Below are 21,953 nucleotides of genomic sequence, written 5' to 3'. Positions count from 1 at the left end.
CCGGGGGCGTTCGTCGTCGCGGGCCGGGTCAGAGGACCGGGAGTTCGTCCACGGTGCCGCCGGTGACGGCGTAGACGACGTGGTCGGCCAGGTGCACGCAGTGGTCGGCGTAGCGCTCGTGGAAACGGGCCAGCAGCGCGGCGTGGACGGCGGCCGGCACGCCCGCCGTCCAGTCCGGGCCGAACATCAGCTCGAAGACCTGGCGGTGCAGCGCGTCGACGACGTCGTCGTCCTCGTGCAGCTCGGCGGCGAGGACGACGTTGTGGGTGCGGAGCACCTCGACGGCCTTGTCGCCCATCGCCGCGACCCGGGCGCCGTAGTCGGCGAACAGCGGGTGGGCCTGCTCGGCGAGCACCACCTGGTCCCCGCTCCGGACGACGGTGGCGGCGATGTGCCGGGCCAGGTCGCCCATCCGCTCCAGCTGCTGGGCGCACCGCAGAGCGGTGATCACCGCTCGCAGCGGAGCGGCCATCGGCTGGTGGATGTTCATGGTCTCGACGGCGAGGAGCTCGATCGCGTCGCGGTAACCGTCGATGACGGGATCGCGGGAGACTACCTGCTCGGCGAGCCGGGTCCGGTCGGACAGCAACGCCTCGGACGCGTCGCGGAACGCGGCGGCGACGAGCGGACCCATCTCGTCGAGCATCGCCCGGAGCTGCGCGAGGTTGTCGTCGAGCGTCTCCCTGCGCATGGCGACGACCTTAGATCGGAGTCCGCGTCGGCTTCGGCCCGGGACCGGTGAACGCTCGGTGAACGGCGGGGTCAGGCCGCGCGGGCCCGCAGGCCGACCCGCAGGCCGACACGGAAGCGCTCGGTGGAGCCGAGGACGGTCGACTGGACCCCGGTCACCTCGAACCACTCGAGGGCGTGTCCGGCGCGGCTCATGCCGTCCCGGATCGCAGCCTCGACGCTCTCGTCCGAGGTCCCGACGACCTCGGTGACGACGCAGCTCGCGTGTTCCATGCAGCAGACGTGCCCCCGGCGTCTCACCGTCAAACTCGATCGGTCGACCGTTCGCCGAGTGGGGTGTATCGACTGCCCCGAACGGGCCAACGACGCTCTCAGACGGCGAGCGGACCGGGCATCTGGCCGGTGACGACGTACACGATCCGGCGAGCGACGGCGACGGCGTGGTCGGCGTACCGCTCGTAGAACCGCGCGAGGAGCGCGACGTCGACCGCGGCGGACACCCCGTGGGTCCAGTTGCGGTCCATCAGCACGGTGAACATGTGCTGGTGGATGTCGTCGACGGCGTCGTCGTCGGCCTCGAGCTCGTTCGCTGCGTCGAGGTCACGGGTGCGGATGACCCGCCCGGCCTTCTCCGCGAGCTCGACGCCGACCCGGCCCATCTCGGCGAAGTAGGACTTCACCTCGTCGGGCAGCACGGACTGCGGGTGCCTGCGACGGGCGGCCTGGGCGACGTGCAGGGCGAGGTCACCCATGCGCTCGATGTCACCGGCACCGTGGATCGCGGCGACGACGACCCGCAGGTCGGTCGCGACCGGCGCCTGCAGCGCGAGCAGGCCGAAGGCCCGGTGCTCTGCGGCGGCTCGGACGTCGTCGATCTTGACGTCCTCGGAGATGACCTGCTCGGCGAGCTGGAGATCGGCCTCGAGCAGTGCGGTCGTGGCGCGCGCCATGGCACGTGCGACGTCGTCGCACATGTCTGCCAGGCCGGAGGCCAGCTCGTCCAGCTGCTCCTGATAGGTGTCGCGCATGTCCCGAGCCTAGGCCCCCGAGCGGCAACGTTCAGCCGCGGCGGGTGAACCCGCCGTGAACGCTGGACGACATACCCCGTTCGGGGGATACGCGCGGTTCAGTCGCAGTCGGCGTCGTCGGAGGGGACGGCCTGCACCGGAGCCGCGTCGCCGGCACCGACGACGAGCTCCAGCACCCGGCTCGCGGTCGGGTCCGGGACGGGGCGGGCACCCGGCAGCGCCTCCACGAGGGTGTCCGCGGCGTCGGTGTTGTCGGGGGAGTAGCGGACCTGCGTGCCCGGTGCGGCCGTGCCGGGGGTGACGCTGCCGATCTCGTAGCCGCGGTCGCGCAGGTCCGCGGCGACCCGGTCGACGGCACCGGGGCGTCCGGTCGCGTCGACCAGGTTCACGACGGTGCCCGGCCCCGGAGCACCCGCGGAGCGGGAGGCCGGCGCTGTCGCGCTCTCGGGCAGCGGTCCGTGCTCGCGCAGCGCGGAGAACAGCGCGCGTGCCTCGGAACGGCGCAGCTCCAGCTGGCCCCGGGTGTTCGGGGCGTCGCTGACCGGGACGGACAGGAACAGCGGGGCTTCCCCGTCGCCCGCGGCGCCCGACCGGGCGAGCCCGCGGGCGAGGGTGAGGATCTCGCCGGCGTCGGCCCCGTCCGCCGACAGCGCCGACGACACCCCCGCCGCGGAGCGGCCCGGCGCCCCGGGGGTCAGCAGCGAGGTGGTCGAGAGCGCATCGCCCAGCGCCGCGGCGAGCACGCGTTGCTGCCGCCGGACCCGGTTGGCCGGCGAGCTGTCCGCGGTGCCCGCGGCGGAGGCGAAGCGGACCGCGGTGGCCCCGTCGAGCTCCACGGTGCCCGAGCCCTCCACGACCGGGCCGAGCACCGGGTCCACGACCGGGCGCTCGGTGCAGACCTCGATCCCGCCGACGGCGTCGACGAGCTCCGGGGTCCCGGCCAGGTCGAGTGCGACGAAACCGCTCACCGGAATGCCGGTGAGCTGCTGGACGACGCCGACGCTGCAGGCGGGGCCACCGACGTCGTAGGCGGTGGCGAAGGCGGTCCGGGACTCCGCGGGCACGGTGTCGCCGTAGGTGCCGGTCGCGGCGTCGAAGCGCCGGCACGGGGGTCGGGAGACCTCCAGCGTCGCGGGGATCGACAGGATGACGGCCGGGCCGCCGCCCGCGGGCCGGTGGACCAGCACCGCCGTGTCGGTGCGCGCGGACTCCGCGGTGTTCGCGCGGTCCGCCTGCAGACCCAGCACCAGGACGTTCTGGTCATCGGCCTGGGTGTCGGCATCGAGGATCGCGTCGGTGTCCGGGGCGACGGCGACGACGTCGCGGACACCGGCGTGGACCTCGCTGCGCCCGGCGAACCCGAAGGCGGTGGTGACCAGGACGAGCCCCGCGGCCGCCGCCGCGCCGATCCGTAGCGCACGGGCGCGGGGGTCGAGCCGGGCCGGTGGCGGGGCGCCTGCCGGTTCCGGCTCCGCGGAGCCGGAACCGACGGCCTCGTCCGGCGCGGCCTCCTCCGCCGTGGAGGTGTCCGCGGCGGGCGGGTCGTCCCGGTAGCGACGACGGCGGCGGCGCGGCACCAGCGCGTCGACGACCTCGGTGACGCGCGAGTCCGCGGCGCCGCGGCGTGCGGGGCGGGACGGCGCCGCGCCCGCCCCGGCCCGTCCGGCCTCCGCGGTGGCGGCGACCCCGGTGCTCCCGGTGGCCCCTCCGCTCCCGGAGCCAGGGCGCGCTGCGGCGGCCGAGGTCGCACGGGTTCCCGGGCCGTTTCCGGTGGCCGGGGTGGCGGGACGCGCGGTCTCCGGCGCCTCCGCGGGGGTGCGGGCGGGCCGGGCGCCGGCGCCACCGGGAGCGATGGGCGACGGCGGGCGCGGGGCGCCGCCCGGGGGTGGCACCGGGGTGGGGCGCGACGGGGCGGGCGCGGCGGCGTCACGCGGACGTGGACGCTGCGGCGCGGGCGGCTCACCGGGACGGCGCGGTACGGGACCGCCGCGCACGCGTCGCACGCCGGTCGGCGCCGGCCCCGGCGGGGCGTCGGCGGGTCGCGGCTGCGGCTGCGACGGGTGTGCGCCGGTGGCCGGGCGCGGCTGGGCTGCGGAGGGCTGGGCTGCGGGCGGCTGGTCCCTGGACGGCTGTGGCCTGGACGGCTGTGGCCCGGACGGGTGCGCACCGGGGCGCCGCTGCGGGCCCGACGGGTGCGCCCCGGGTGGCGGTACGGGCGGTCCGGGAGGGCCCTGCGGTGCGGGGGGCGCGGGCGGGCCCGCGTCGTCCGGGCGCCGACGCGTACGCCGGGACCGGCGCACCTCGTCGTCGCCGTCCTGCACCGGGCCTCCTCGTCGCAACCGCCGGAGCGGACGCGCGTGACGGGGCGCGGGGTGGGGGGCGCGCCCTTCCGGATCGTGCGGCCGCGGGGACCGCACGGCCGATCTTATTCGGCTCGGACCGACGCGGGTGGCGCGGGGCGCGACGCGCCCTGCTCCGGTTGGGGGATCGACCTGCGTCCGGCTGCCGCCCCGGCCAGGGTCACCCGGCCGTCGGCGTCGCGGTGGGCGACGGCGTTCCGTCCCGCCTGCTTGGCCGTGTAGAGGAGCACGTCGGCCTCGGTGACGAGGGCCTCGACGTCGTCGTCGCCGGGACGGGACCGGGCGACGCCGATGCTGATCGTCATCCGCAGGTCGGGGTGCAGGTCGGTCCAGTCGTGCGCGGCGACGCGCTCGCGGGCGGTCTCGCAGGCCGCGACGCCCTCCTCGGCGGTCAGCCCGGGCAGCACCAGCGCGAACTCCTCGCCGCCGTAGCGGGCGCAGAACGCGCCGGGTGGCAGGGCTCGGCCGAGCTCCAGCACCATCCGCTGCAGGACCCGGTCCCCGAACGGGTGCCCGTGGGTGTCGTTGACCAGCTTGAAGTGGTCGATGTCGGCGAGCGCCAAGCAGACGGGCAGGTCGGTGCCTGCGGCGAGCAGGTCGATCAGCCGCTCGTCGAGGTACCGGCGGTTGTACGACGCCGTCAGGCTGTCGCGGCGACTCTGCTCCCGGGCCTCGGCGTGCTCGCGGCGGAGCCGGTCGAGCTCGTCGGCCGGGCTCGGCGCGCTGAGGCCGTGCAGGAGCCGGACGGCCTCGCGCAGGTGCAGGTAGGCCTGCTCGTAGCGGTGGTGCTCGGCGAGCCGCTCGGCGGCCGCGGTGTGCAGGGCCGCGCGGGCCGCGGGCGAGGCGGGGGCGAGGTCGTCGTCCGGGGCGTCGGGCCCCTGGGCGGGCGGCGTCGGGCCGACGCGGCGGGCGGACCGCACGAGCCTGCGCACCGTCCATGCGGTGTCGGTCATGATCCACCTCCCCGTCGTCGTGCCGTTCCGGCGCCACTGGGACTGTTCATCGGTGACACCCCTGGGACTCTTGAGGCGTACGGGGTCGTCGGCACCCGTTCGGCGCCGTGGTCCCCCCGGGTCGGGGTAACGCGTTCTCGCCCCGGGGTCGCCGCGATCAACCTCCGGAGTGCTCCACGTCCGCCCCGAAGGGGATCGACGGGTCGTCCGGGTCGTCGAGCCAGTGCTCGGGCAGCACGACTCGACCGGGTGAGCCCTGGCGCCCCCGCGGCCCGTCGGCCTCGGCCGGGAACGGCTCGTCCGGGTCCAGCCCGGACAGCAGCTCGTCGAGGTGGTCGATCGACTCCACCATGCCGAGGCTGCGCCGCAGCTCCGGGCCGACCGGGAAGCCCTTGAGGTACCACGCGATGTGCTTGCGGACGTCGCGGATGCCCTTGTGGTCGCCCATGTGCTCGCACAGCAGGACGGCGTGCCGGCGCAGCGTCGCCGCGACCTGGCCGAGGTTCGGCGGCGCCGGCAGCTCGCGGCCGGCGAACGCGGCCTCCAGGTCCCCGAACAGCCACGGCCGCCCCAGGCAGCCCCGGCCGACCACGACGCCGTCGCAGCCGGTCCGGGCGACCATGTCCAGGGCGTCCTGCGCGGAGAAGATGTCGCCGTTGCCCAGCACCGGAACGTGCGCCGGGACGGCGTCGCGCAGCCGGGCGATCTCGTCCCAGTCCGCGGTGCCCGAGTAGCGCTGCGCGGCGGTGCGAGCGTGCAGCGCGACGGCGACCGCGCCCTCGTCCACGGCGATCCGCGCGGCCTCGAGGTGGGTGTGGTGCTCGTCGTCGATGCCGATCCGCATCTTGACGGTGACCGGTCGGTCGCCGGCGCCGGTGACGGCGGCTCGCACGATCCGCCGGAACAGCTCCCGCTTGAACGGGAGTGCCGCCCCGCCGCCCTTCCGGGTGACCTTGGGGACCGGGCAGCCGAAGTTCATGTCGATGTGGTCGGCGAGGTCGCGCTCGACGATCATCTCCGCGGCGCGCTGCATCGACGCCGGGTCGACGCCGTAGAGCTGCATCGATCGGGGGTGCTCGTCCGCGTCGAAGGCGATCATGCGGAACGTCAGCGGGTTCTTCTCGACCAGCCCGCGGGCGGTGATCATCTCGCAGACGTAGTAGCCGGCGCCCTGCTCGCGGCACAGGCGACGGAATCCGGGGTTGGTGATGCCGGCCATCGGCGCGAGCACCACGGGGGTGTCGACCTCGAACGGGCCGATGCGCAACGGCGGCAGCACGCGGTCACGGCGGGCGGGGGTGTCCGTCCGCGCGTCGCGGACGCTCTCCAACACGGTCACGCCCACCAGTGTCCCAGGCGCGCGGGACGGCGCCGACCTCGGCGTCGCTCAGAAGTCGACGGTGACGCAGGCGGGGCGTCCGCCCGCGGTGCCCGCGTGCCCGGCGTGGGAGGCGGTCGGCTTCTCGTGCAGGACGACGGATTCCGCGCGCCGGTCGTCCGGGAAGACCCACGGGACGGTGGCGGTCGACTCGCCCGCGCCGTTCGCGTCGGTGGTGACGTCGAGCCAGATCTCGTTCATCGGGTTGGCGTAGGACGGGTCGACGCTCGGTGTCACCGGGTCCTCGGAGAACTGGTAGTGCGGCCCAGCGTCGGCACCGGAGGCCGCGGTGCAGGGGCGCGTGTGCGCGTGGGCGCCGTAGGTCCGGTTCGGCAGCAGCCCGGTCACCCGGAGGGTCGCGACGGTGGCACCGTCCTGCTCGGCGTGGGTGACCGCGACGGTCGCACCGACCGGGACGAGCGCCGGATCGTAGGTGAACGCGGGCCCCTCGCCGCCCTGGGCGAAGCTCGCGGACACCTGGGGCTCCGCGGCCGGTGGCTGCCCGCCGCTGCAGGCGGTGAGCAGGAGCGCGGTCATGAGCAGGAGCACGGGACGCTTCATGATCGTCAGTGTCGGAGATGTGAGGTTTCGGGGCACGTCGTCGAGGGCCGGTTCGCCCGGACGGGTGTCGTGGTCCGGAAGGGGCGTCACGGGGCGCTCGACGGTTCGTCCTCACGATCCTGCGCGACATGGGGTGTGGAGCGCGGGCGGCGATGCTCACGGACTGTAGGATTTCCTCAGGTTCCGCCGGGCGAGCACGGGGCGCGGGGAGGGCCGGGGCCTCTAGCTCAATCGGCAGAGCAGCGGACTTTTAATCCGCGGGTTCGGGGTTCGATCCCCCGGGGGCCCACAACCTCTGAGCTGCGACGATAGACAGAATCGCCGCTCGAACTCAAGTCTTGTGGAATCAAATGTGGTGCGAGATGGCTGCTAGCGTCCCTGGTCATGGCCGGTACGAGCAGGCGGACGACTCGTCCGCGGGGGAGCATCGAGGAGCTGCCGAGCGGGTCGCTGCGGGTCGCCGTGTACGCCGGGATCGACCCGGTCTCGAAGCGCCGGCACTACCTGCGCGAGACCGTCCCGGCTGGCCCGAATGCGCACCGTGAGGCCGAGAAGGTCATGCGCCAGCTCGCGACCCAGGTCGACGAGCGGCGCAGCCCGCGCACCGGGGCGACGGTGGACCAGCTCCTCGACAAGCACTTCGAGATGGCCGACCTCGACCGCAGCACCCTGTCGACCTACAAGGGCTACGCGGACCGGCACATCCGGCCGCTGATCGGCACCACGAAGGTCGGGGCGATCGACGGCGCCCTGTTCGATTCGTTCTACGCCGAACTGCGCCGGTGCCGGGCGCACTGCGACCGCCGGCCCTTCATCGAGCACCGCACCCCGCGCGACCACGAGTGCGACGCCCGGTGCCGACAGCACGTGTGCGGCCCGCTGGCGGCGGGGACGATCCGGCAGATCCACTTCATCCTCAGCGGAGCGTTGAAGCGCGCGGTGCGCTGGCGCTGGATCGTGACGAACCCGATCGTGGAGGCCGAGCCGCCGTCGGCGCCGCGGCCGAACCCGCAGCCGCCGACCGCGGCCGAGGCGGCCCAGATCCTCGACGAGGCGTGGAAGCGGGACCCGGTGTGGGGTCTGCTGGTCTGGCTGGTGATGGTGACCGGGCAGCGCCGCGGCGAGCTGTGCGCGGTCCGGTGGCGGGACCTGGACCTCGACCGGGGCGTGCTGACGCTGGCGCGCAGCATCGGCCAGCGCGACGGCGAGGTCTGGGAGAAGGACACCACGACCCACCAGCAGCGACGGCTCACCCTCGACGAGCACACCGTCGAGCTGCTGCGCTCCCACCACGACCTGTGCCGCCGGGAGGCCGAGCAGGTCGACGCGAAGCTGGGCCGGGACGCGTTCGTGTTCTCCCGCTCGCCCGACGGGTCGACGCACCTGCTCCCGGACTCGGTGGGGCAGCGCTACGGGAAGCTGGCCCGCAAGCTCGGGATCGCGACGACGCTGCACAAGCTGCGGCACTACACGGCGACCGAGCTGATCGCGGCCGGGGTGGACCCGCGCACCGTGGCCGGGCGGCTCGGGCACGGGGGGACGACCCTACGGGTCTACTCAGCGTTCGTGGAGGCGGACCAGCGGGCGTCCGCGAGCCTCTACGCGCGGCTGCCGCAGCGCCCGGCGGTCGCCGGGGCAGCACGGGCCGCGCCGGACGACTTCGTCGCCAAGCACCCGTACGAGCATCTGGCCGTCGAGCTGCGGGACGAAATCGACGCCGGTCGGTGGGCGGCTGGGCAGATGTTGCCGCCGTTCAAGGAGATCGCCGCCGCGCAGGGTGGGTCGGCGGCAACGGTGCAGCGTGCGGTCAAGGTGCTGGCCGAGTGGGGCTATGTCGAGGTTGTGCCGGGCCGTGGAGCCCGGGTCCGGTGACCGACGGTCGGCAGGTTCGTGAGCAGGCGGTCCAGTACGTCGGTGTCGCTTCGTCGTGCGCGGGCGCTGACCGAGGTTGGGACGCCGGTGGCCGGGAACGACCACACGACGCGGTCGGGGTCGACCTCGGCGAGGGCCGAGTACCACTCGCGTAGTGGTCCGGCGAGCCGTGCGTGGAGGTCGAACGTCCGTCGGCGTCGGGTCGGGTCGCCGTCCTTCTGCTGTCGCAACACCTCCAGCGGAGGAATCGAGATGAGCACCAGATCGGCCATTCCGAGTCGTCCCGTTGCGAATGCGGTGCGTACTCCGTGCAGTTCGTGCTCGAACCGCGACCAGGGCGCGGCGCCGATGCGGGCCAGGCACCATGAGTAGTGGAGTTTCAGTGGGTCGCTGTCGCACAGCACGACGTCGTTGTCCTGCTCCAGCGCGACGGCTTGCCCCCATCGCTCGCTGTTGATCCGGACCCAGTAGTCGGCCTGCTCCGACGGATCCGAGCCGTCCGGCTCGTCGCCGGTCGGCGTGTACTCGGGAATCGTCGGCCAGCGCTGGCGGGCGCACCAGGTGCTCTTGCCCGCGGCGCTGGGCCTCGACTGCCACGATCACCGCTTCATCGTCGTTGATCAGAGGAGCCCCGGCAGGACTACGCGGGCTCGGGCGAGTCGACGCCGTGCCGGGCGAGGAGGTAGCCCGCGTGCGGCTTGCCCGGGGCCGGAGCGGAGATACGCATGCGTCCGAGTTCGGAGAAGCTGTGTTCCCTAAGCAGTCCCGCCAGTGAGCCTTTTTCAACCTGACCAGCGAGCTTCTGCGTCAGGAGATCGCGAAGGTTGCAGCGCAACTGCTCTGACCCGAATCCGCGAGTAGGCTATGAGCTGATCTTGGTCGGCCAAAGTTGATGTTGCTTGGGTCGGGAGTTGGGTGGTGGGCAAGCGGGCGGCCCGAGTGTCGCCTCGGGTGGCGGGTTCCTGTGCTGGTCGGGGCCGGTGCGGCCGGGTCAGGACGGAGCGGGCAGGGCGCGGACGCGGGCGAGGACCTCGGCGAGTAGGTGCTCGCCGGGTGGTAGGCGCAGGGTGAGGCCGCGGGCGTGGCGCACGAGGCGGGCGGGGATGGTGATCAGCCGCCGGCGCAGGGTGGCGATCATGGCCTGGCCGCCGCGGACGCCGTGCCCGACCAGGCGCCCGTCGCGGGTGCGGGCGGTGAGGTGGTGCAGCCACCCGCTGGTGGTGGCGGCCAGGAGTGCGCCCCACATCCAGGCTCGGTTCACCGCGAGGTGTCCGGAGGGGAGGTGGCGCAGCGCGGCGCCGTGCTTGGTGTCGCGGAACAGGTTCTCCACCTTCGTGCGGTGGCGGTACCAGTACTCGGCCTGCGCGGCTGCGGCAGGTGTGGAGACGTCGAGGTTGGTCACGATGAACGAGTAGGCGAACACCCCGTCGACCTTGGCCACCGTAGCGAGGTCGTCGAGCGGGAGCGCCCGCTGGGCGGGGTGCAGGGTGCGTCGGCGCCGCGCTCGCGGGTCACCGGAGACCTGGCCGTGGTCCAGGTCGAGCCGGACCCGACGGATCAGCAGCTGGGTCGCTGCGGGCCACCAGTTCGGGCAATAGTCGGCCACCGCGACCTGCGCGCCGGTCATGTCGATCGCGTCGGTCCACCCGTCGGCCGCGACGCCGTCGAGGATGCGCCACAGCGGCGCGATGCGTCGGGCGCCGATGGCGAACTCCACGCCGACGAACAGGGCTGCGCGGGCGAGCTGCCCGGCGAAGTAGCCCGCGTCCGCACGCACGCGGACTCGCCCCGCCCGCGCCTGCGCGGGGAGCGCGGCCAGCGCCCGGTAGAACAGCTCGGCGCTGGTGGCGCGGGGGTCATCCCGGCCCGAACCGAGGTCAGCGGCCAGCACCACCGCGGTGTCGGCCCAGGTCGCGACGTGCGGGCGGGCGACCCGCTGGCCTTGGTGGTTGAACGCCACGCCCTGCTTGAGCCGGCCGTAAACCTCGACATCGGTGGTGTCCAGATCGATCGTCACGTCCGCCGTCAGCTGCTCGGCCCGGTCCGGGTCGACCTGGGCGAGCAGGTCCAGCGCGGTGGTGTGCACGTCACCGAGCCCGGTCTCCACCGCCGCCCACTGCCCCTCGATGAACTTGCGCGCGAGCCCGGCGGCGGTCGTGGACGCCAACCCCGGCACCGGCGTGAGTGCCTGCCCGGCGGTGTCGGCGCGGTGCCGGTCCAGCCCGACCAGGAAGTCCTCCCCGCACAGCTGCGCCGCCGACATGCCGACCAGCATCTGCCCGGCGCTGCACCCGCGGTCGCGGTCCTTGATGGGCCCGACCGCGGCGTCGAGCTTGTCGATGATCCCGAGCCGGTCGATCAGTTCGGTCACCGCGGCCAGCCCGGAGAACCTGGTCAGCGCCGCGTCCGGCGCGCCGAGACGCACCCGCGCACACCGCGGGCGTCGCTTGCGTACTGTTCGCACCTGATAGGTGTCCTCTCAACCCGCAATGTCGTGTCGTCGCAAACACGATCATCGCAGGTCAGCGGGCACCTATCGCCATCTCCCCAGTCCGGACACCAGCGCTACTCGCGGATTCGGGTCTGACCACAGCTGCACAGGTCACCGGCTCGCTAGCTCGGCGTCTGCCCCCACACAACCAGGCCCCTGAGCTGCCGGAACGGCAGGTTGAAAAGGGCTCAATCGGGTACGGTCAGGGGCATGTGGCTCCCGCTCGCGAAGCGCCCCCGTACCGCCTGAGGCGGTGCACTCCGAGTGGCGTCCACCAAGGTGGTGTGCGACCGGCCCGGTGACGAGCTGGTCGAGCTGTAGGGCGGCCACCGCGTGATCTTCTGAACGCCTCTCACAGCCCACAGAAGATGGATCACGCGATGACCGCACCCTCCAGTATCGACCCCACCGAGTTCCTGCACGAGCAGCTGTCCCAGGCGAGCCCGGATCTGCTGTGCCACATGTTGACCACGTTCATCAACACCCTGATGTCCGCCGACGCCGACTCGGTGTGCGGCGCGGCCTGGGGCGAGCGTTCCGAGGCTCGCACGAACACCCGCAACGGCTACCGCCACCGCGACTTCGACACCCGCGCTGGCACGATCGACGTGGCGATCCCCAAGCTGCGCAACGGCTCCTACTTCCCCGACTGGTTGCTGGAGCGTCGTCGCCGGGCGGAGCGGGCCCTGACCACGGTGGTCGCGACCTGCTACCTGCTCGGGGTCTCGACGCGGCGGATGGAGAAACTCGTCGACTCCCTGGGCATCACGAGGTTGTCGAAGTCGCAGGTCTCAGAGATGGTCCGGGACCTCGACGGCCAAGTCGAGCAGTTCCGGACGCGTCCGCTCGACCAGGGCCCCTACACCTTCGTCGCCGCCGACGCGCTCGTGCTCAAAGTCCGCGAGGGCGGCCGGGTCGTGGCAGTCCACGCCCTGCTCGCCACCGGGGTCAACGGCGACGGACACCGGGAGATCCTCGGCCTGCAGGTCAGCTCCGCCGAGGACGGCGCCGGCTGGCTGGGGTTCTTCCGCGACCTCACCGCCCGCGGTCTGACCGGCGTCGCGCTGGTCACCAGCGACGCCCACGCCGGCTTGGTGTCCGCGATCGGGGCGACCCTGCCCGGCGCCGCCTGGCAGAGGTGCAGGACGCACTACGCGGCGAACCTGATGGCTGCGACCCCGAAGCAGTCCTGGCCGTGGGTGCGGGCGTTGCTGCACTCGGTCTATGACCAGCCCGACGCCGCATCGGTGCACGCCCAGTTCGACCGGGTCCTCGACGCCTTGGCCGACAAGCTCCCGAAGGTCGCCGAGCACCTCGACGCCGCCCGAGCCGACGTCCTGGCCTTCACCGGCTTCCCGAAAGAACTGTGGCGCCAGATCTGGTCGAACAACCCCTCCGAGCGCCTGAACCGTGAGATCCGGCGCCGCACCGACGTCGTCGGGATCTTCCCCGACCGCGACTCCCTGATCCGCCTCGTCGGCGCGGTCCTGGCCGAGCAACACGACGAATGGGCCGAAGGACGCCGCTACCTCGGCCTCGACGTCCTCGCCCGCTCCCGCGTCACCACGATCCCCGACACCGCCACCAGCGCTGAGGAGGCGACCTCGACCACCACCATCCCGGCGCTCAGCGCCTGACCGAACAAGAAGATCACGCGGTCGTCGTCACACACCACGCCAGCGGACTTGACCCTGTGGAGACCACTCCGGCCGTCGGCTGCCACGCTGACGGCACTTCCCGATACCCGACCCCGCTGGACGCCGTGCTCGAACGGCTGCGGTGCCCGCTGTGCCATGCCGCCGCGCTGTACCGAGACGGCGGGACGGTCCGTTGCCGGGCGGGCCATTGAGCCTTTTTCAACCTGACCAGCGAGCTTCTGCGTCAGGAGATCGCGAAGGTTGCAGCGCAACTGCTCTGACCACAGCTGCACAGGTCACCGGCTCGCCAGCTCGGCGTCTGCACCCACACAACCAGGCCCCTGAGCTGCCGGAACGGCAGGTTGAAAAAGGCTCATTCCTTCGACATCGCCCGCCAGGGCCACCTCACCCTGCTGTCCGGCCGACGCCGCCACCGTGGAGACACCGCGGAGATGGTGACGGCCCGAGAATCGTTCCTGGGCCAGGGCCACTACGACGCACTACGCTCGACGATCACAGCATTCGCCGCCGAGCACGCCCCACGACAGACCGGGCTCGTTGCCGACCTCGCCGGAGGCACCGGCTACTACCTCGCCTCAACCCTCGACGCACTTCCTGCAGCGTGGGGCGCGACTCTGGATCTGTCAGCCGCAGCACTACGGCGTGCGAGCCGCGCTCATCCCAGAGTCGCCGCTGTCGGAGCAGACATGTGGCAACCACTGAGCCTTTTTCAACCTGACCAGCGAGCTTCTGCGTCAGGAGATCGCGAAGGTTGCAGCGCAACTGCTCTGACCACAGCTGCACAGGTCACCGGCTCGCTAGCTCGGCGTCTGCACCCACACAACCAGGCCCCTGAGCTGCCGGAACGGCAGGTTGAAAAAGGCTCAGTTACGGCACGGTGTCCGGGGTCGTCAAACCGGGGGGTCCATGGGGCGAACATCCGGCGTCGTCGCAGGTCATCGCGGTGCACAGTGGCGAACTCCGGGTTACCGACACCCACTCACCTGGTGATGCCGACGATCACCGATCTGTGTGACGCCGACCACGGTCTCTTCGCGATGGGTTGTCGACGTGGTTTTCTCGGTGGTCGGGCCACCATCCGTTCAGGTCGTGAATCGGCCCGTGACCTGCGCAGTCAGGTCACCGTCGCAGTCTGCCGACACGTTCTTGTCCGGCGTCGCTGTGCCCGGTCGGCCCGACCCCGCACCGGCCCGTAGGCCCCCTAGCGGGGACGAGAGCGGGTTCCGGTCCTGCCCACCGTCGGCGATCGTCATCCACCTCGGGACGGAACCGTCCCCAGCGGTCCCGTGGGCAACCGTCGGCCGACGTCCTGCGGATCGGGTTGTCGACGACGGGCTCAGACTGACCCCCTAGCGTCGGCTTGGGATTGACCCCCTCTGCACGACGCTGAGGGGGTGTTGTCGGTGGAGGACTGGGCCGAGATCCGTCGTCTGCATCGGGCCGAGGGTGTCCCGATCAAGGAGATCGCCCGCCGGCTGGGGGTGGCCCGCAACACGGTGCGCTCCGCGTTGCGGGCGCCGGGCCCGCCGAAGCGGGAACGGGGCCCGCGGGGATCGCTGGCGGATGCGGTCGAGCCGCAGGTGCGGGCATTGCTGGCGCAGTTCCCACGCATGCCGGCCACGGTGATCGCAGAGCGGATCGGGTGGGAGCACTCGCTGACCGTGCTCAAGGACCGGATCCGCCAGATCCGCCCCGAGTATGTCGGGATCGACCCGGTCGACCGGGTCGCCTACGCACCGGGCGAGATCACCCAGTGCGACCTGTGGTTCCCCGAGACCACGATCCCCGTCGGCCCAGGCCAGGAACGGGTCCTACCGGTGCTGGTGATGACGCTGGGCTACTCGCGGTTCTTGTCCGCGACGATGATCCCCTCGCGCCAGGCCGGGGACATCCTGTCCGGGATGTGGCAGCTGATCAGCGACGTCGGGCGGGTGACCCGCACGCTGGTCTGGGACCGGGAGTCTGCGATCGGCGGGACCGGGCGGGTCTCGGCACCGGCCGCTGCGTTCGCCGGCACTCTGGCCACCCGGATCCGGCTTGCCCCACCGCGGGATCCGGAGTTCAAGGGGCTGGTCGAACGCAACAACGGCTACTTCGAGACCTCGTTCCTGCCCGGACGTCGCTTCGCCTCCCCAGCCGACTTCAACCACCAGATCGACGACTGGCTGGCCCGGGCCAACACCCGCACCGTCCGAGCGATCGGCGGCCGCCCGGTGGACGTGCTCGCCCACGACTACGCGGCGATGACTCCGCTGCCGCCGCTGGACCCGCCGATCGGGCTGGCCCAGCGGATCCGGCTGGCACGGGACTACTACGTCCGCGTCGATGCCAACGACTACTCCGTGGATCCGCAGATGATCGGCCGGTTCGTCGATGTCGCCGCCTCACCGCGCGAGGTCGTCGTCTACTGCGCCGGCCAGGTCGTCGCCCGTCACGACCGCAGCTGGGCCCGCCACGCGGTGATCACCGACCCGGCGCACCAGCACACCGCCGCGGCGATGCGCCGCGCCCTGGCCCACGACCGCAACACCCGACAGGCCGCAGCACGCCGTCACCTCGACGGCCACCCGGTGACCCTGCGCGCACTGCCCGACTACGACGCCCTGTTCGGTGTCGACTTCGTCTCCACTGCCGAGGAAGCGAGCAGCTCATGACAACCACACCACCGAAGATCACCACCGACCCCGCTGGGAGCTCGGGGCCGGCCGGTCCGGTGCTGGCCGCGGTCCCCGACGGACTGCCGGCGATGATCGCCTACCTGACCCGGGTCCTGAAGACCCCGACCATCGCGGCCAGCTGGGAACAGCTTGCCGCCCAGGCCCGTGAGGAGAACTGGTCGCACGAGGAGTATCTGGGCGCGCTGCTGCAGCGCCAGGTCGCCGACCGCGAGTCCAAGGGCACGGTCATGCGGATCCGCACCGCGCACTTCCCCCAGGTCAAGACCTTGGAGGACTTCAACCTCGACCATCTGCCCTCGCTGCGCCGCGACATCCTGGCCCACCTGGCCACGAGCACGTTCGTCGCCAAGTGCGAGAACGTGATCCTGCTCGGCCCGCCCGGGATCGGGAAGACCCACCTCGCGATCGGGCTCGGCGTCAAAGCCGCCCACGCCGGCTACTCGGTCCTGTTCGACACCGCCAGCAACTGGATCACCAGACTCGCCGCCGCGCACCAGAGCGGCCGGCTCGAGGCCGAGCTGAAGAAGATCCGCCGCTACAAACTGATCATCATCGACGAGGTCGGCTACATCCCGTTCGACCAGGACGCAGCGAACCTGTTCTTCCAGCTCATCGCTTCCCGCTATGAACAAGGCAGCGTCATGGTCACCAGCAATCTGCCCTTCGGCCGCTGGGGCGAGACCTTCTCCGACGACGTCGTCGCCGCAGCCATGATCGACCGCCTCGTCCACCACGCCGAAGTCCTGACCCTGTCCGGGGACTCCTACCGCACCCGCGCCCGACGCGAGCTCCTGGCCAAACACAACCGCGCCAGCAACGACTGACCATCACCACACCACGCCGGGGGTCAGTTCCAATCCGTCGCTACGGGGTCACTCCCAACCCGCCGTTGACACGGGTCGATGAGGCTTCCGACGGGCGGTGGTCCCGGGGGCGATCCCGGCGGCTGCGGGCCGGGCTCCCGAGCCCGACCGTGGCGGGCCTGCTCCGTGTCGCGGGAGCTCGCTGTGGGCGCACCGGTCTCTCGGTTCTGCGCGATCGATGCGCTGTGGCGCGCTCGGTGGCCCACGGATTTTCGTCACGACGACTGGGGGAGCGACCCGCCTGACCTGCGAGGACGACCGATGGTGGTCTCCGGCCCGGTGTCTTCACCGCATCAGGGGGGTATCCGTGCCCGTTCCGGCGCGTTGGTCCGTCGAGTGCTCCTCGTCGGATCCTGCAGCGCGTCGGGGGCGAATGCGCGACGCGATCCGACGAGGAGCACTCCCTTTCCTTTCCCGTGCGGGTGACATCGGTCGGCGCCACCGCGCGCCCGGGGTCACGGAGCGGCAGGTGCCGCGGGAACAACAGGCGCCCCGGGTGCCGAGGGAACAGCGGGCGCAGCAGGTGCCGCGGGAGCAGGGGCGCGGCCCTGGCCCGGGGCCGTGGCACCCGGTGCTGCCGGGACGGGCGGCACCGGAGCACCGGCCTGCGGCGCGGGCGGTGCTCCGCCGTCACGACCCGGTCCACCGGCCGGACCGCAGGCACCGGGACCGCCACCCTGGCCGGCACCGTCGGGGCCGCGGCCCGGACCACCACCCTCCCCACGGGGACCACCAGGACCACCAGGGCCACGGTCGTCGGCGACGATGGCCGTCCGGGCGGGGCGGTCGCCCGGACCGGCGAACGCGGTCCCGACGATCAGCCCGCTCGCGGTGGCCCCGACGACCAGGCCGATCACGCCGGCCGCGACTACGGGCAGCGCGGGACGGCGTCGCAGGGCGGCGAACCGGCGTCGTCGCGGAGGGTCACCCGCGTCAGAGGCGGCGGCCACCGGCTCCTTCCCGTGCGCGTCGTCGCCGACGTGCGGGGTCGGGGTCCGGGTGGTGGGGGTCTCGTCGGCGGGGACCGGGGGCTGCCGGTCGGTGGGGCGGTCGTCGTCGCCGGGGGTGCGGTTCTCGTCGTTCATGGTTCTCCTCGGAGCGTGCCGGGCCCGGATCAGGGCAGCGGCGGGTGCGGACCGCCGGAGGACGGACCGCTGCGAGTCGGGTGGGATCAGCCGGCGGGAGGCCGCGCGGCGTCGACGACGTCGCGGGCGGCGGACGTCGTCGCGGGCAGCAGCTCGGACACCGAGTCGACGACCCGGCTGCCGCCCTGGGACTGCACGACCGTCGTCACCGGGGCGAGTGCCTCGGCGCTCACGACCGCGGGGACCACCCACGAGACCAGCCAGATCACCAGGAGGGCGGTCACAGCGCCGGTGACGGCGCCGACGATGCGGTCCAGGAAGGACAGCTTGCCGCGGGCGAGCACCCGGCTGACCAGCCCGCCGAGGAACCCGCCGACCAGCGAGCCCAGCAGCAGGCCTGCGATCACCCCGGCCAGGCCCCACAGCCAGGCCGAGTCGGGGGTGTCCCCGTAGCGGGCCAGGTTCGAGCCCCAGGCGGCGCCGAGGCCGGCGCCGACCACGAGGCCGAGCAGGCGCCCGGCGCGGGCCACGCCGCCGAGGCGGCGGAACCCGCCGATCGCGGCGGCCAGCACGATGATCAGGACGATCACGTCGAGGAGGGTCATCTCTTCCTCTCCGTGCCGCGGGCCGGGTGGCCCGTCATCTCGGTGTCCGGCTCGACAGTGCCCGCGGCACCTGAGACGGACCTGAATCCGGCGGGTCGTTCAGCTCCCCCCTCAGCCTCACGGCGCACCCTTGTCCGGTAAGCACACGCCAGGACGACGACAGCCGTGGCCCCACGACCCGGGTCCTGGTGCTCGAGGACTCCGACGCCATCCGCGAGTCCGTCGTGGACGCGCTGGCCGACGCAGGGCACGTGGCCGAGGGCGTCGTCGACGGCGTCGCGTTCGAGGAGCGGCTCGCCGCGTTCCGGCCGGACCTCGTTGTCCTGGACGTGATGCTGCCCGGCGGGCGCGACGGGTTCGACCTCATCGACGTCGTGCGCGGGCACGGCGACGCCGGGATCGTCATGCTCACCGCGCGCGACGCGCTGGCCGACCGGCTCCGCGGGCTCGACTCCGGCGCCGACGACTACGTCCTCAAGCCGTTCGCGCTCGACGAGCTCGTCGCCCGGGTCGCGGCAGTGCTGCGTCGCCGGGGCAGGCTGCCGTCCGCGGTGCAGGTGGGCGACCTCATCCTCGACCCGGACGCCGCCGTCGCCGCCCGCGGGGGGACGGTGCTGGAGCTGTCCGCGACCGAGCTGCGGCTGCTCACCTACCTCGCCGAGCAGCGCGGACGCACCGTCTCCAAGGCGCAGATCCTGCGCTCGGTCTGGGGCTACGACGCCTACGACCCCAACCTCGTCGAGGTCCACGTGTCGGCGCTGCGTCGCAAGCTGGAGGCCCACGGCCCCCGGCTGCTGCACACCGTGCGGGGCCTCGGCTACTCGCTGCGCGGACCGGCATGAGCTCCGCCGCCGCGCCGGCCCGCACCACAGCACGGGCCCGCACCGCGACGCCGTCGCTGCGCCGCCGGGTCACCGCCGCGGTGCTCGGGGTGGTGGCGGTGCTGCTGGTCCTGGTGGTGGTGCTCGTCGACGTGCTGCTCGGGGCCCGTCTGGAGTCCGATCTGGACTCCGAACTGCGGGACCGGGTGGTGCAGGCTCAGCAGCTGATCGCCGCGGGCGCCACCCCGGAGGAGCTGGTCACCAGCCTCTCCGGACAGCAGATCCGGATCAAGGTGACCACCGCCGACGGGAAGGTCATGGGCGACCCCGGTCTGAGCCCACCCGGCACCCCGCCGCCCGGCAGGGGCGGCCCCGGTGGAGACCACACCGGGGGCGACGACACCGGGGGCGACACCACCGACCACGCCGGGGACGAGCACACCGACGACGCCGCCGTCGTGCCGACCGCCCCGTTCCCGGGTGGGCGCCCACCCGTCCCGCCGGACATCGGCAGCCGCACCGTGACCCTCGACGCCGCCGACGGGGCGGAGGTCGAGCTCGTCGCCGACGCCGCCGACGTCACCCAGGTCCGCAACGGCCTGCGCGCGGTGCTGGCCGGGTCGGTGCTGCTGACCCTGCTCGTCGCCCTCGGGGCGGTGTCGTTCGTCGTGCGGACCGCGCTGCGTCCCCTGGACCGGATGACCGCGCTCGCCGGGCGGATCACCGCCGGCGAACGCGACGCGCGTCTGCGGCCCGACCGCCCGCACACCGACCTCGGCACCGCGGCCGCGGCGATGGACGGCATGCTCGACGCCCTCACCGACGCCGAGCGGCGCTCCCGGGAGGAGGCCGAGCGGACCCGGGTGTTCCTCGCCGACGCCGCGCACGAGCTGCGGACGCCGCTGTCCGGGATCACCGCCGTCGCCGAGACGCTGGAGCGGTCCGGGCTCGACGCCGACCCCGCGCGGCGGGCCCGACGCCTGGAGCTGCTGCTCGGCGAGACGCGCCGGGCCGGGCGGCTGGTCACCGACATGCTCGACCTCGCCCGCATCGACGGCGGCACCGCGGTTGCGCCCCGGGAGGTCGACGTCGCCGGGATCGCCCGCGCCGAGACCGAACGGGCCGCGGTGCTCGCGCCCGGCCTGACCGTCGACGGCCGCGGGGAGCCCGCCACGGTGCGCGCCGACCCGCAGGCGGTGTCGCGCATCCTCGCCAACCTGCTCGACAACGCCCGCAGGCACACCCCCGCCGGCGGACGGATCGACGTCGTCACCCGGGCCGACCCGGCGGCCGGGACCGTCTCGGTCTCGGTGCGCAACACCGGCACCCCGATCGCCGACGGCGACCGCGAGCGCGTCTTCGACCGGCTCGTCCGGCTGCAGGACGCCCGCGACCGGGACAGCGGCGGGGCCGGGCTCGGCCTGGCGATTGCCCGCGGCCTCGCCCGCGCGCACGGCGGCGACCTCACCTGCCCGCCCGACGACGACGGCGCCACCTTCGTCCTCACCCTGCCCGTGACGGGCCCGGACGAGGGCGGCGGACTACCGTCGTGACGTCACGCAACCGCCAGCCCGACGACACCCGCTCCAGGAGGCCGCGGTGACCGAGGAACCGCGGATCCCCCGGGGTCTGGTCACCGCGTCGAGCCTGGCATGGCGCGGTCTGCTCGTCGCGACCGCCGTCGCCGTCGTCCTGTGGCTGATCGCGCAGCTCGCGGTGCTCGTCGTACCGGTGGTGCTCGCGCTGATCCTGACCGCGCTGCTCGCGCCGGTGGCCCGGGTCGTGAACCGGGTGCCGCTGGTGCCCCGCGGCGTCGCGACGGGCGTCGTCGTCGCGGGCGGGCTGGCGGTGGCGGTCGGGGTGCTGTGGTGGGCGGTCGCGGCGTTCCTCGACGGGCTGCCGAGCCTGTCGGCGAGCATCGGGGAGACCGTCGTCGCGCTGCGGGATCGGCTGGCCGGCCCGCCGTTCCGACTCGACGACACCCAGCTCGCGGCCGTCTTCCAGTCGGTGCTCGACACGCTGCAACGCAACCAGGCCGCGCTGGCGAACAACGTGATCGGCGCCCTGAGCACCGCGGGCGAGCTGGCCGCCGAGACCCTGCTCATGCTGTTCGTGCTGATCTTCCTGATCCACGACGGAGCGCGGATCTGGCTGTTCGTCCTCGGTGCGGTGCCGCAGCACGTGCGCCGCCGGGCCGACGTCGCGGGCCGGCGGGCGTTCGCGTCGCTGGTCGGCTACACCCGGGCGACGGTCGTCGTCGCGGCGGTCGACGCGGTGACCGCCGCGGTGGGCCTGTGGCTGATCGGGGTCCCGCTGGTCGTCCCGCTGGCGACGCTGATCTTCTTCGGCGCGTTCGTCCCGACCGTCGGCGCGGTCGTGACCGGGATCGTGGCGGTGCTGGTCGCGCTCGCCTCCGGCGGTTGGGTGGACGCGCTGCTCGTGATCGGTCTGCTCCTGATCGTGCAGAACGTCGAGGGCTACATCCTGCAGCCGTTGCTGCTGGGCCGGTCGGTGCGGCTGCACCCGCTCGCGGTGGTGCTGCCGATCAGCGCCGGTCTGATCGTCGGCGGGGTCCCCGGAGCGCTGCTCGCGGTGCCGCTGGTGACCCTCGCCGACGCCGGGGTCCGCTCACTGCGCCGGCCCGGCGACGGCACGCTGCGCGACGCGGGCACCGTCGACCCGTTGGACCCGCGGTCGGCGCGGCCGCTGCGCGGCGAGGCCCCCGGACCGGCCACGCTCCCCGGCCCGGTCTGATCCGCGCCCCTGCCGGCTCGCCTCCTCCCGGGACTCGGGTGCCGGTGCGGGCTGCGCGCCACGGGGGGCGCAGGGGGATAAGGGGTACGGTGAGACCGTTCCGCGTCCCGGGTCTCCCCGGGCGCCGACAAGCGGCCCGCACCGGGCCAGGAGTTG

At 73.3% G+C, this 21,953-nt stretch carries 18 protein-coding genes and 1 tRNA gene; 8 read left to right on the top strand and 11 right to left on the bottom strand.

Annotated features, from left to right (window positions below; genetic code table 11):
- Window positions 1–28: 28 nt before the first annotated feature.
- The 7 genes from XF36_RS22820 to XF36_RS22790 all read right to left on the bottom strand — a co-directional run bounded on the left by XF36_RS22820 (window position 29) and on the right by XF36_RS22790 (window position 6,970).
- Complete coding sequence (locus XF36_RS22820; protein ID WP_060713547.1) at window positions 29–691, bottom strand: phosphate signaling complex PhoU family protein; 663 nt, start codon at window positions 689–691, stop codon at window positions 29–31.
- 71 nt (window positions 692–762) lie between these two features.
- Window positions 763–963 (bottom strand): dodecin domain-containing protein, encoded by a 201-nt coding sequence (locus tag XF36_RS22815; protein WP_060713546.1) that lies wholly within the window; start codon window positions 961–963, stop codon window positions 763–765.
- Window positions 964–1,061: 98 nt separating this feature from the next.
- On the bottom strand, window positions 1,062–1,718 hold the full coding sequence (phoU, locus tag XF36_RS22810) for a phosphate signaling complex protein PhoU (RefSeq protein WP_060713545.1): 657 nt from the start codon (window positions 1,716–1,718) through the stop codon (window positions 1,062–1,064).
- A 98-nt stretch (window positions 1,719–1,816) separates the two neighbouring features.
- Complete coding sequence (locus XF36_RS35010) at window positions 1,817–3,610, bottom strand: LCP family protein (RefSeq protein ID WP_060713544.1); 1,794 nt, start codon at window positions 3,608–3,610, stop codon at window positions 1,817–1,819.
- 533 nt (window positions 3,611–4,143) lie between these two features.
- Window positions 4,144–5,031, bottom strand: coding sequence for a GGDEF domain-containing protein (locus tag XF36_RS22800; RefSeq protein WP_060713543.1), 888 nt, complete (start codon window positions 5,029–5,031; stop codon window positions 4,144–4,146).
- 157 nt (window positions 5,032–5,188) lie between these two features.
- Window positions 5,189–6,250, bottom strand: coding sequence for a tRNA dihydrouridine synthase DusB (dusB, locus tag XF36_RS22795; RefSeq protein ID WP_238589360.1), 1,062 nt, complete (start codon window positions 6,248–6,250; stop codon window positions 5,189–5,191).
- A gap of 168 nt (window positions 6,251–6,418) precedes the next feature.
- Window positions 6,419–6,970 carry a superoxide dismutase family protein gene (locus XF36_RS22790; protein WP_060713542.1) on the bottom strand — a complete coding sequence of 184 codons (552 nt, stop codon included), beginning with the start codon at window positions 6,968–6,970 and terminating at the stop codon, window positions 6,419–6,421.
- Window positions 6,971–7,186: 216 nt separating this feature from the next.
- Here XF36_RS22790 and XF36_RS22785 point away from each other — a divergent pair.
- Window positions 7,187–7,259, top strand: a tRNA-Lys gene (locus XF36_RS22785).
- Between the two features lie 95 nt (window positions 7,260–7,354).
- Window positions 7,355–8,842, top strand: coding sequence for a tyrosine-type recombinase/integrase (locus tag XF36_RS22780; protein ID WP_060713541.1), 1,488 nt, complete (start codon window positions 7,355–7,357; stop codon window positions 8,840–8,842).
- Here XF36_RS22780 and XF36_RS22775 read toward each other — a convergent pair.
- Both XF36_RS22775 and XF36_RS22770 read right to left on the bottom strand, forming a co-directional pair.
- Entirely contained in the window at window positions 8,800–9,246 is a 447-nt protein-coding gene (locus XF36_RS22775; protein ID WP_202968435.1) for a hypothetical protein, read from the bottom strand. The two genes, XF36_RS22780 and XF36_RS22775, sit on opposite strands and share 43 nt — an antisense overlap.
- A gap of 587 nt (window positions 9,247–9,833) precedes the next feature.
- Complete coding sequence (locus tag XF36_RS22770; protein ID WP_060710862.1) at window positions 9,834–11,267, bottom strand: IS1380 family transposase; 1,434 nt, start codon at window positions 11,265–11,267, stop codon at window positions 9,834–9,836.
- Between the two features lie 446 nt (window positions 11,268–11,713).
- Here XF36_RS22770 and XF36_RS22765 point away from each other — a divergent pair, with 446 nt between their 5' ends.
- From XF36_RS22765 to istB, 3 genes are all read left to right on the top strand, one after another.
- Window positions 11,714–12,970: an IS256 family transposase gene (locus tag XF36_RS22765; protein WP_060713540.1), complete on the top strand. Its 1,257-nt coding sequence runs from the start codon at window positions 11,714–11,716 to the stop codon at window positions 12,968–12,970.
- A gap of 1,415 nt (window positions 12,971–14,385) precedes the next feature.
- On the top strand, window positions 14,386–15,645 hold the full coding sequence (gene istA, locus XF36_RS22760; protein ID WP_145981219.1) for an IS21 family transposase: 1,260 nt from the start codon (window positions 14,386–14,388) through the stop codon (window positions 15,643–15,645).
- Window positions 15,642–16,493, top strand: a complete 852-nt coding sequence (istB, locus tag XF36_RS22755; protein WP_060713594.1) for an IS21-like element helper ATPase IstB — start codon at window positions 15,642–15,644, stop codon at window positions 16,491–16,493. Before istA ends, istB begins: the two co-directional genes overlap by 4 nt.
- Before the next feature lie 494 nt (window positions 16,494–16,987).
- Here istB and XF36_RS32675 read toward each other — a convergent pair whose 3' ends face one another.
- Both XF36_RS32675 and XF36_RS22745 read right to left on the bottom strand, forming a co-directional pair.
- Entirely contained in the window at window positions 16,988–17,617 is a 630-nt protein-coding gene (locus tag XF36_RS32675) for a hypothetical protein (RefSeq protein ID WP_060713539.1), read from the bottom strand.
- A gap of 86 nt (window positions 17,618–17,703) precedes the next feature.
- A complete protein-coding gene (locus tag XF36_RS22745) occupies window positions 17,704–18,222 on the bottom strand; it encodes a CvpA family protein (protein ID WP_020622564.1) in 519 nt (172 codons plus the stop codon).
- A gap of 188 nt (window positions 18,223–18,410) precedes the next feature.
- Here XF36_RS22745 and XF36_RS22740 point away from each other — a divergent pair, with 188 nt between their 5' ends.
- From XF36_RS22740 to XF36_RS22730, 3 genes are read left to right on the top strand one after another with little or no spacing between them, the layout of a single operon-like run.
- Window positions 18,411–19,064 (top strand): response regulator transcription factor, encoded by a 654-nt coding sequence (locus XF36_RS22740; RefSeq protein WP_238588991.1) that lies wholly within the window; start codon window positions 18,411–18,413, stop codon window positions 19,062–19,064.
- Complete coding sequence (locus XF36_RS22735) at window positions 19,061–20,596, top strand: sensor histidine kinase (protein WP_060713537.1); 1,536 nt, start codon at window positions 19,061–19,063, stop codon at window positions 20,594–20,596. Before XF36_RS22740 ends, XF36_RS22735 begins: the two co-directional genes overlap by 4 nt.
- 46 nt (window positions 20,597–20,642) lie before the next feature.
- Window positions 20,643–21,797, top strand: a complete 1,155-nt coding sequence (locus XF36_RS22730; RefSeq protein ID WP_060713536.1) for an AI-2E family transporter — start codon at window positions 20,643–20,645, stop codon at window positions 21,795–21,797.
- Window positions 21,798–21,953: the final 156 nt, after the last annotated feature.

Source organism: Pseudonocardia sp. HH130629-09, from assembly GCF_001294645.1.
GTDB lineage: Bacteria > Actinomycetota > Actinomycetes > Mycobacteriales > Pseudonocardiaceae > Pseudonocardia.
This window is presented reverse-complemented; position numbering and strand designations above follow the sequence as displayed.